We start from the raw sequence: 9,961 nt of genomic DNA, 5'->3' as shown, positions 1-9,961 counted from the left end.
CGAGAAGGGTCTCGCGCTCGGCCGCCGTCCGGTCGAGCGAGGTGATCTCCTCCTGAGCTCGCCCGAGCAGCTCCCGCGCGTCCGGCTCGGCTGCGAGCTCTCGTTCCAGACCGGCAACCGTGCGCTCGTGTGCGGCGGCTTCGGTTTCGAGGCGGGCTTTCTCCTGCTCGATGCGTGACACGAGCGACGAGGCTTCCCCGGCCAGCTCATCGTGGCGGCGGCGGGCAGCGTCCATCTCCCGCTCGTCTCGCTCGAACGCCTCGAGCTTCGCGGCCGCGGCCGCGGCGGCGGGGTCGATCCGTGATTCCGCCTCGAGTCGCTCCACTTCCTCGGCGAGCCGGGCGATCTCCTCCTCCTCGTGGGTCAGCGTCGTCGATGCTTCCTCGAGCCGTTTTTTCGCTTCGGTCGCGGCGGCTTCGACGCTCCGAAGCTCTCCCTCCTTGATCCGCAGCGCGGCGAGGACCGCATCCGCCGCGGCGCGCTCGGACCCGGCGAGGTCATGTGCCGTCTGGGCCTCGGCCCTCCGCGTCTCGAGGTCCGGCCGAGCCGCGAGATCGCGTTCGAGGGCGTCGAGCAGCGTCGCCGACACATCGCCTTCCGCCTGAGCGTCTTTGCGCTTCTCTTTCGCACGGTCGGCGAGCCGCTCGTAGATCTCGAGCCCCAGGATCTTCGCGAGCACATCCTTCCGTTGCCGCGGGTCGAGCCGCGTGAACGTGTCGGCGCGCCCCTGGAGGATGAAGGCGCTGGCGACGAAGGTCTCGTAGTCCATGCGGAGACGTTCGATCACACGCCGCTGTGTGTCGGCGATCCCCTCCCCCGCCAGATCCGTCCACGAGCCGTCGGGCGCCTGCACGTTGAACGCGATGTCGGCCTTGCCCGTGCGCCACCGGCTGCGAGCGACCCGGTAGGTCTGGCCGTCGAGCTCGAAGACGAACTCGACCCGCATCGCGTCGGCGCCGTCGCGTATCAGCCGTTCCTGCTCCTGCCCGCCCTCGCAGCCCCGCGCCTTCCCCCACAACGCCCACGTCATCGCGTCGAGGAGTGCGCTCTTGCCGTGACCGTTGGGTCCGGACAGGCACGCCAGACGGACCTGCGAGAAGTCGAGCGGCTCGGGCATCGTCTTGTACGACAGGAAATCGGTGAGGTGGAGCCGGATGGGGATCATGCGCCCGACACCACGTCGTTGATGAGGTCGCGTCCGAGCCGGAGCAGGTCGTCCGCGTCCCTGGCGAATGAAGCCTGCGATCGAACGTATTCCTCCAACGCCTGCGCCTCGGAGATCTGGCCGGCGAAACGGGGGTCGCGGATCACGACCTCCTCTTGTTCGTAGATCGGCTGCACGCGGGCGTCGTACGCGGTATCGAGCGCGCGACGGACGGCCGAGAGATCGATCGCCGCATACAGCTCGCGCGGAGCGGCCACCCGGACCCGGACGATCGCGTCGCCGACGTCTTCCTTCGCGACCGCCGCGAGCACACTTCCGGTCGGTGCGTCCGTCGCCGCCGTCGCGTTCACGGTCACGAAGCGGCGCGCGTTCACCGTCTCGAAGTGCGGTTCGGATGCGAGGCGCCCATCCTCGAGATCGAAGACGTAGAAGCCTTTCTGCTCGCCCTCTTCCCCGAAGTCGACCCGATCCAGCGAGCCCGAGTAGGCGGCGAACGTCTGACCCGGTCCCCATTCGGGACTGAGCGCTTGCGGCTTGTGGATGTGGCCGAGCGCGACGTATGGGAACGCCTTGTGCGCGATCGAGGACAGCGAGAGCTCGAAGTCCGAGATGCCGTAGAGATCCTGCGCGGTCGAGACGCGGGCCTTCGTCACGTGGCAGTGCGCGGTCAGTACGGCCGGCAACGTGGGGTTCAGCCGGCTCGCGAGCAGATCGACTTTCTCGGCAACCATCCGGTCGATCGCCCGGTCGACCTCCAGCGGCGACAGCGGCCTGGCGATCTGAGCGAGCAATGCGCTCCGCCAGAAATGCGGCATCGCCGCGATCTGCAAGACCTCGCCCTTGCCCGTCTCGATCTTGTACACGCCTGCTTGCTCGGCGACGGTGACGCCGGCGACCTCGAGGGCGGGGTAGACGCTGAACGCGGTGACGTTGGCGACCATGCGCGGCAGGTCGTGGTTCCCGGCCAGAAGGAACACGCGAACGCCGCCCTTCGCGAGCCGCCAGATGCGCTCCGCGAGCAGCTTCTGGACGGTCGGGCTCGGGTGCGCGTTCTTGAACGCGTCGCCGGCGAACAACACGACGTCCACCTCGTTCGCCAGCGCGAAGTCGATGAGCTCGTCGAGCCGCGCGGCGAAGTCGAGGATGCGCTGGTTGATGCCGGTGACGGGGTCCGGCTTCCCGTACGAATCGGAGCCGAGATGGTAGTCGGAGAAGTGCAGGACCCGGATCATGCCTCCGGCGCCGACCCCCCTCCCCTGCCGGCCCAAGGATCGGTACCGGAAAGCGCTCCCGTCACTTGTCTCCTGATCCCTTGGAAGAACGTGTAGTAGTCGTCCACGTCGACGACGATCGGCATCGGCATCGCGTAGCCGGACAGCAGCACCTGTTTCTTCGGCTCGAGGTTGTTCAGCAGCACCCGCATCGCGGGGGCGTCGGGCAGCCCCGCCAGCGCCGCCTGCTGGTCGCGCTCGTCGTCCAGGCTCGCGATGATCCGCGTGCCGAGCTGGGAGCGGATCTCGTCGTCGATACCGCTCGGTCGTTGGTCGACCACGAGGAGCCCGACGTTGTACTTGCGCATCTCGCGCGCGATCTCGCCGAAGATCGACTGACCGGCGGCCTCCGGCGAAAGGAACTTGTGCGCCTCCTCGATCGTGATCGTCAACTGCGGCGGGTGATCGTGGCGACCCTCTGCGGACGCGGCTTCCTTGGCGACCCGCCAGCGGCCGTGGATCCGGCGGGTGAGGATGTTGGCGACGAGCATGTACGCGAGCAGGCTGGTCTGCCCGCCGAACTCGAGTACGACGTGCTTGCCGTTGAGCAACCCCTTCACGATGCGCTCGACCGAGTCGTCCGTGCCCGATTCCTTGAGGAACGGAAGCTTGCGGAGCCGCGCCAGGTTGCGGTGCAGCGCCGCGAGCGAGCCGGGGTGCAGGCCGTGATCTTCAGCGAACGCGTTCAGTTCGGTCCCCGGCGATAGAGCGAGGAACTCGAGTATCCAGTTCGCCCCGAGTGTCTCGTAGAGCCGGTGCATCGCGGGGATCTGGGCTTCCTTGATGTTGAGCTCGCGCGCGAGCAGCGCGAGGTCGTCGGCCTCGACGTCGCGGAAGGCGATGTGGACCTCGTAGTCGGGCGTGACTTTCCGGCGTGCGCTCGAGGCGGGGTCGAGCGTGAAGATCAGCACCTCGGAGTCGAACGCCTGCTTGAGGCTCGGCGCGCTGCGGCGTGTCTCCTCGTCGTAGGACTCCCAGCCGTACTCGTTGTGCATGTCGAAGACGAGGTTCACCGCGGCGCGGCTCCGCACCAGCCCGGCGAGAACCATCCGCACCAGGAACGACTTGCCGGTGCCGGTCTTTCCGAAGACGCCGTTGGATCGCTCGACGAACCGCTCGAGGTCGAGACACACGGCGGCTTCCATCTCGAGCGGTGAGCCGAGGCGCATCATCGTCTCGCCGGGCTCGCCGAAAACGAGCGCGACGTCCTCGTCGGTCGCTTCGGCGACCCGCGCGAAGTGTCCGGGGATCGTCTTGACCGGATGCACCTCACCGTCTGCGCGCTCGAGCATGAGCTTGGGCTTGAGCTCGAGCGTGACGTAGGTCTGGGTCCCGGCCAGCGAGGTGCGCGCCAGGTCGAGTTCGGGCGGGGGCGCCTTGAGCACCGCCAGGTTGGCCGCCTCGAGCTTCACGTCGTGGACCGAAGAGAAGAACCGGTTCCGGGCCCCTTCCACCACCACGAACCGGCCGACGCGCAGGTCCTCGACCTCAGAGTCGTCCGCGAGGCGGGCGACCAGCCCTTCCAGCAGCGACCCCTGGATGACGTGCGCGATCGTCTTGGTTTGGAACGGCCGGTGTCCGTTACCGTCGCTCATGACAGCCTCCGCACGATCGACATCGCGAGCTCATAGTCGTCCTTGAACAGCTCCGCGACGGCGCGGGCGGCCTCGTTCACGAAGAGCGCATCGCGGCCGCGCGCGAGCGACGCTTCGCGGATCGCCGCGGCCACCAGCTCATGGACCGGTCCGTCGGGCAGGCCGGCGAGCGTTCGCACGAACTCCAGCGAGTCCGTGAGCGCGGCGATCTCGGTCGGCGGGCAGCGCGACACGAAATCGTGAAGCCGGGGAGGGTACGGCGGGAGGTAGTGGTGGAGAGAGTCCTCGGCGCCGTACCCGATCACCACGGTGTCGAACTCGGTCTGGAGAAGCTCCACGATCTGTGGTTGCTCGCGGACGAGCTGTTCCCACGGCATGCCGAACGCCATGGCGCGGCGCGACGAATCGAACGAGGCGGTCTCGACGTTCGACACGACGCCGTATACCAGCCCACCGGTCGAGGCGACCTTCACGAACGAGCCGAACCGCGGCGGCTCGAAAACCTGTTTCGCGACCGCGCGGAAACGGGTCGTCGACGCGCCGACGACCTCTCCGATGACGCCGTTCAGCTCGCTCAAACCCTTTTCCATCAAACCAGGGCTCCTCTCTTGCGGAGTTGCTTACGGGACAGCGCGACCCGGTTACCCTCGCGGACGAACCGCTGCGCGACGAGGCGGAAGAATGCGTCCCGATCGGCCCAGCGGACGATCGCTTGCTCGTGCGCCTCTGCGAGCGCGACCGGGTAGCCGTAGCCGCGCCGCGACTGATCGGCGGCCGCCCAGTGCGCGAGTGCGATGAGCTCGGGGTTGGTCGCGACGTACGCCGGGAGCTCGAGCCGCGCGATCTCGTCCGCGGCGTCGAGGTAGCAGAACGCCACCCGATGCCGCTCATACGCGTCGAGGACCGGCGCGCTCGACCAGAACAGCGGGGATCGCTGGCCCGACTTGAGAAGCTTCCGGAACAGCATCGCGTCGGTAACGCGCGCGACGGGGTCGCAGGGCTTGTCGAACACGGCGGTCGGCCGTATCCCTTCGTGCGTGAAGGGGCAGCGGTCGCAGTCGACCGGATGCTCGGGGCAGAGCATGACCTTGAGTGTGTTCACCACGTCGGAGCCGCCGGGCGACGATACGTAGCCGACGACCGGCACACCGGCCTCCTCGCCGGCCTCGAACAGCTCGAGCATCGCGTCGAGGCGTTGCTTCTTGACGTCATCCGCTGCGAGTCCGGTTAGACCGCGCGGGTTGGTCTCGTCGCGCCAAAGGATCAGCGTCCCGTCGACCAGCGCAACGGCGGGCCGGTCGGTCTCGCGGACGAGCTGCGCGAGCCTTCGGAACTCGTGGGTGTCGCGCACCGCCCCGACGACGGCTCCGTCGGCGGCGCGCTCCTCGTTGCCGTAGATCGGGTAGAGGTCCTCGGGCTCGAAGAAGAGGGACGGTTCACTGGCCAGCGTGGCGCCGGGCTCGTCCCCGTAGTCGAGCGTGACCTCACCGACGTTGACGAGGAAACAGGGCGCGATCTCGTGCCGGGAGACCTCGATCTGCGAGCCGTCGGTTGCGACCACACGCCAGCGTGGCGGCGAGAAGTCCGGCAAGGATCGAAGCTCGGGGCTCTCGAGCGGCTGAGCGAGCAGCCACGACGTCTTGGCTGCGGCGACCTTGCCGCGCACCCGGTCGACGTCGGGCCATACGCCTTGCCACTCCCCCGCCGCACGCGTGAGGCGCGACGCCAGGTCGTCGCGGGCCGCGGCCACGGCGGCGCTCATCGCCGTGATCTGGCCGAAAACCTGATCGAGCCTGAGGGTCATTCCGCCTCCTGCGAAGCACGATAGACGCCGGGTACGACAGCAACGCCGTGACCAGCGGAAACGTGGGAAGGCGGGGAAGCCTCAGGGGAAGAGAGGGGCAGCGTGCCAGCCGGCTGGATTATGCCTGGAGAGACTTCACGCTTCCAGGAACCCGGAAGATCAGTTCTGGACGGACCTGATAGGCGATATGTAGATCGGGGCTCTGTGCGTACCGGATCGGCGGCGGCTTCACGACCGCACCGCGTACAGGCGCCACTCGCCCGGGACACCTTTGAGCGTGTGCTCGCCTCGGTCGTCGAACTCCAGGCCCGAGCCGGCAACCAGCGGTGGCACGGCGCCCGAAACCAGGACCTCGTTCGGACGGGCTTCGTTCATAACGCGTGCGGCGATGTGGACGGCGATGCCTCCGACGTCCTCACCCCGTTGCACTACCTCCCCGGTGTGCACGCCCGTGCGAACTTCGAGGCCAAGGGATCGCACGGCTTCGCCGATCGCCACAGCGCAGCGGATCGCTCGGGCCGGTCCGTCGAAGGTGGCCATGATGCCGTCGCCCGTCGACTTCACCGCGCGGCCGCGGAACCCTTCGATCTCGCGGCGAACCACGGTGTCATGATCGTCGAGGAGGTGCCGCCAGCGCCGATCGCCCAACGCAGCGGCCCGCTGTGTCGAGGCGACGATGTCGGTGAAGAGAACGGTCGCGAGAACGCGATCATCGAGATCGCTCCCGCCGCGGGTACCGGTGAGGAAAGCCTGGATCTCTTCCGCCACCCAGTCGACGTCGTGCATCCAGAAGACACTCCACAGCCCGTCGCGCTCGACGTAACGAGCATCGGCGATGTTGTCGGCGAGGTACAGGCTGTGACCCGATCGCAGCCAGGGATGGGCCGTATGGCACATCACCAGCGTGGGCGCGCGGATGCCCGACAAGATGCCGCGCACGTCGAAATTTGACGTGCCTTCGACGACCTGTTTCCGGAGGACTGAGGGGCTGCTCGTGAGACGCTCGAGGCGCGCATACGACTCTCGGAATCGCTCGTCGTCGTGGAGCTCCGGAGCGATCCAACGCAACGATCCCGCCGATCCGTGGGAAGTCAAGGACATCTCGATGAACGTTTCAAGGGCCTTGTCCGGGAAGCCGACCGGGTAATCATCGCTGCGCCGCCAAGTCGCGAACGCATTCAGGAGGAGCAGGGCATGTACCCGTTCGGGCGCCGTGGCGGAGAAGGGGATCCCTTGGAAGCCGCCTGCCTCGATGGCCAGGAGCGCAGCACGCTTGGACCCGACCGCATCGAGGACCGCGTGGAGGTCCGTAACGAGCTCTTCCACTACCCACCCTCCGCGCGGGGCAGGATCGGAGACGCCGGACCCCCGCGGGTTGTGAAGGATGAGACGGGAGAAGGACGCAAGTCGCCGCAGGAACCGATCCAACGCCGGGTCATCCCAGATCGCGTCCAGGTTGAAGTACTGCGAGGGGCTGATCGCTAGGTCGACCGGCCCGTCACCGAGCGTCTGAAACGCGACTTGGAGACCGTCGGCCGTCTCCGCCCACCGTACCGCGGGCCGCTTCACCGCTGCACTGTGCAGTGCCGCTTCGGCCCGGGGCCGCTCGCGGACGCCATGTTGGTAGTGTCGGGGTCTTCAGGCTTCATGCCCGCGACGCTTGGCGTTTTCATGGGTCGCAGCCTGCGCGGTCGCGTGGCGGGCGTCAAGCGGCTCCTGACAAATCCATACTTGATGATGCTCCCAGTCGTTTCACCGCTGGACGGAGGCAACATCCCCTCGTGCTGCCTCCCCCGGATATCTGTCGATCGATGCGGAAGTTGGTCCCTGCCGAAGACCTGATTGGCGATGTCCCGTTGTGACTACGTTTTCCGAGAGAGAACTTGGTACATCACAGGAAAGTCGAGTCGCCGCTGCGTGCGTAGCGGGTCTTTGGACGCTCCACGTGTTCTCTAGAGGTTCAACTCCGCGCAGCGCTCCTCGACCGCCGTATCGATCTTCTCGGCGACGCCGGGAAGGTCGGAGGCCATCGACCGGAAGTTCGGGCCGAATATCACGATGAGCTTCATCGGGCTCTTGGCGACGACCGATGCGGTCCGGCGATCGGTTCGGATCAGCGCGATCTCACCGAAGAAGTCACCGGGCCCGAGCTCGGCGACCGTCTTTCCGTCGTGCACGACCTCCGCATTGCCGTCCTCGATCACGAAGAACTCGTGTGCGAACTTGCCCTCGTCGACGAGATGGGTTCCTTCGGACACGTCGACCTCGTCGGCAAGCTGCGCGACCTGCTTCAGCTCTTTCTCGTTCAGGGTGGCGAACAGCGGCACCGTCTTCAGCCGGCTCTGGTCCATTTCTCCTCCTCGCTCAGATTCTGCTGAAGATGTTTGCACACCGGACGCATCGGGCACCAACGACCCTGCCCTCTACAGCGAGCCCGATACCACCCGGCCCCCGAGAACGGTCGCCGCGACCGAGGCCCGGCGGGATCGAGCTGGGTCGCCGTCCCAGATCACCCAGTCGGCCCGGTAGCCGCACGCGAGCCGGCCTTTCACCCCTTCCTCTCGGGCCAGGGAGGCCGCCCCGAGCGTCGCGCACCGGAACGCGTCGCCGAAGGCGATCCGGTGAGAGGGGTTCGAAGGGTCGACTGCTGCTCGGATGCCGGCCAGCGGGTCGAACGGCGTGATCGGCGAGTCGCTGCCGAAGCCACACACGCATCCGGCTCGGAGCACGGTCCGGAAGTCGTTCATCGCTCGTGAGCGCCGGGCGCCGGCTCGCTTCGCGTACATGCGGCCCGGGCCGCCCCATGCGGCGTCGAACGCCGGCTGCATCGAGATGCCGGCGCCGAGCCTCGCCGCCCGCCGGATGAGATCGGGCGACGCCATCTCGAAATGCTCGAAGCGATGGCGGAGCCTGCGCACCGCGGCGAGCGAGGTTCGTCGCGCCGCGCGTTCGAGCCCGCGCACGGCCGCCTCACACGCCGCGTCGCCGATGCAGTGCACACCGCCCTGAAGCCCAGCGCGGGTCGCTTCTTCGAAGAACGCCGCGCAGTCGCCGGCGTCCCGATAGAGCGAGCCCGCGTGGCCGCGCGCATCGGTGTATGGCTTTTCCAGTGCAGCGGTGCGCGAGCCGAGCGCGCCGTCGACGTTCAGATCGCCGCCGATCGTGCGGAGCCCGCGCGAGCGTGACACACGCAAATCCTCCGACGCGTAGTAGGCGACCACGTCCACCGGCAGTCGCTGGTCGAGGAGAACATCGAGGCCGGACTCCCCCGCGCCGTGCAACGGGCCACACATCTCGTGCACCGTCGTGATCCCGGCGGCCGAGGCGGCGCGGGCGGCGGCCAGATTCGCGGCGGCGATCGCCGAAGCCGGCAGCTTGTCGAGCGCGAAGCGCCGCGCGGCGTGATGCGCGTCGCGGCGGACGACGCCGGTGAAGCGTCCGCGGTCGTCGATGTCGGCGCCTTCGTGCTTCGCGCATCCCGCCGCCTCGAAGAGCCGCATGGACACGACCGCCGAGTGCGAGTCGACCCGCGTCAGGTACACGAACCGGTTCGGGGACGCACGATCCAGGTCTTCCCCGACCGGCCCCCTGCCCCGCCATCCCGGCGCGGCGTCGTCCCAGCCGGTTCCCCAGACCAAGCGCCTCGGATCACGCGCGACGAACCGCGCGAGCTCGCGTCGCACAGCGAGCGCACTGCGCGCCGCCGACAGATCGACGCCCTCCATCACGAGCCCGGTCATCGTGAGGTGCGCGTGCGCGTCGACGAAGCCCGGCGACACGCGGCGGCCTTTGAGCGAGACGCGGCGATCGCATCGAGGAGCGTGAGCGGGGCTCCGGCCGACCCAAACGATCCATGGAGGATCCACCGCCAGCGCGCGGAGCCCGGTGTCGGCGCCGTCGGGACCGAGCACGACGGCGTCGGTCCACAGAACCGTCACGCGTTAGTCGCGACCGAGCGAGCGGCCGATCACGAGCCGCTGGATCTGATTGGTGCCTTCCACGATCTGCAGCACCTTGGCCTCGCGCATGTAACGCTCGACGGGGAACTCCTCGATGTAGCCGTAGCCGCCGTGCACCTGCACGGCGTCGGTCGTCACGCGCATCGCGGTGTCCGAGGCGAACAGCT

The 9,961-nt window shown here is 68.0% G+C and carries 9 protein-coding genes; all 9 read right to left on the bottom strand.

Annotated features, from left to right (window positions below; genetic code table 11):
- The coding region (locus WEB06_02620) for an SMC family ATPase (protein ID MEX2554507.1) at positions 1-1,165 on the bottom strand (1,165 nt) is incomplete at its 3' end.
- The gene (locus tag WEB06_02615; GenBank protein MEX2554506.1) at positions 1,162-2,397 is read right to left on the bottom strand and encodes an exonuclease SbcCD subunit D; all 1,236 of its coding nucleotides are present in this window, start codon (positions 2,395-2,397) and stop codon (positions 1,162-1,164) included. The genes WEB06_02620 and WEB06_02615, both read right to left, overlap by 4 nt.
- Positions 2,394-4,031 carry an ATP-binding protein gene (locus tag WEB06_02610; GenBank protein ID MEX2554505.1) on the bottom strand — a complete coding sequence of 546 codons (1,638 nt, stop codon included), beginning with the start codon at positions 4,029-4,031 and terminating at the stop codon, positions 2,394-2,396. Before WEB06_02610 ends, WEB06_02615 begins: the two co-directional genes overlap by 4 nt.
- The gene (locus WEB06_02605) at positions 4,028-4,621 is read right to left on the bottom strand and encodes an HAS-barrel domain-containing protein (GenBank protein MEX2554504.1); all 594 of its coding nucleotides are present in this window, start codon (positions 4,619-4,621) and stop codon (positions 4,028-4,030) included. The genes WEB06_02610 and WEB06_02605 overlap by 4 nt, the downstream gene beginning before the upstream one ends.
- The gene (locus WEB06_02600) at positions 4,621-5,835 is read right to left on the bottom strand and encodes a DNA double-strand break repair nuclease NurA (protein ID MEX2554503.1); all 1,215 of its coding nucleotides are present in this window, start codon (positions 5,833-5,835) and stop codon (positions 4,621-4,623) included. Before WEB06_02600 ends, WEB06_02605 begins: the two co-directional genes overlap by 1 nt.
- Positions 5,836-6,063: 228 nt before the next feature.
- A complete protein-coding gene (locus WEB06_02595) occupies positions 6,064-7,404 on the bottom strand; it encodes an alpha/beta fold hydrolase (protein MEX2554502.1) in 1,341 nt (446 codons plus the stop codon).
- 383 nt (positions 7,405-7,787) lie between these two features.
- Positions 7,788-8,186: a cyclic nucleotide-binding domain-containing protein gene (locus WEB06_02590; GenBank protein ID MEX2554501.1), complete on the bottom strand. Its 399-nt coding sequence runs from the start codon at positions 8,184-8,186 to the stop codon at positions 7,788-7,790.
- A gap of 72 nt (positions 8,187-8,258) precedes the next feature.
- Positions 8,259-9,773, bottom strand: coding sequence for an amidohydrolase (locus WEB06_02585; protein ID MEX2554500.1), 1,515 nt, complete (start codon positions 9,771-9,773; stop codon positions 8,259-8,261).
- A 3-nt stretch (positions 9,774-9,776) separates the two neighbouring features.
- Positions 9,777-9,961: acyl-CoA dehydrogenase family protein (locus WEB06_02580; protein ID MEX2554499.1), on the bottom strand; the 185-nt coding region annotated here is incomplete at its 5' end.

The sequence above is a fragment of the Actinomycetota bacterium genome (assembly GCA_040905475.1).
Classification (GTDB): domain Bacteria; phylum Actinomycetota; class AC-67; order AC-67; family AC-67; genus DATFGK01.
This window is presented reverse-complemented; position numbering and strand designations above follow the sequence as displayed.

Bases quoted from the DNA above. Each gene is read 5' to 3' on its own strand.
- WEB06_02605 (MEX2554504.1), bottom strand. From the start codon at position 4,621: ATGGAAAAGGGTTTGAGCGAGCTGAACGGCGTCATCGGAGAGGTCGTC.
- WEB06_02610 (MEX2554505.1), bottom strand. From the start codon at position 4,031: ATGAGCGACGGTAACGGACACCGGCCGTTCCAAACCAAGACGATCGCG.
- WEB06_02600 (MEX2554503.1), bottom strand. From the start codon at position 5,835: ATGACCCTCAGGCTCGATCAGGTTTTCGGCCAGATCACGGCGATGAGC.
- WEB06_02615 (MEX2554506.1), bottom strand. From the start codon at position 2,397: ATGATCCGGGTCCTGCACTTCTCCGACTACCATCTCGGCTCCGATTCG.
- WEB06_02590 (MEX2554501.1), bottom strand. From the start codon at position 8,186: ATGGACCAGAGCCGGCTGAAGACGGTGCCGCTGTTCGCCACCCTGAAC.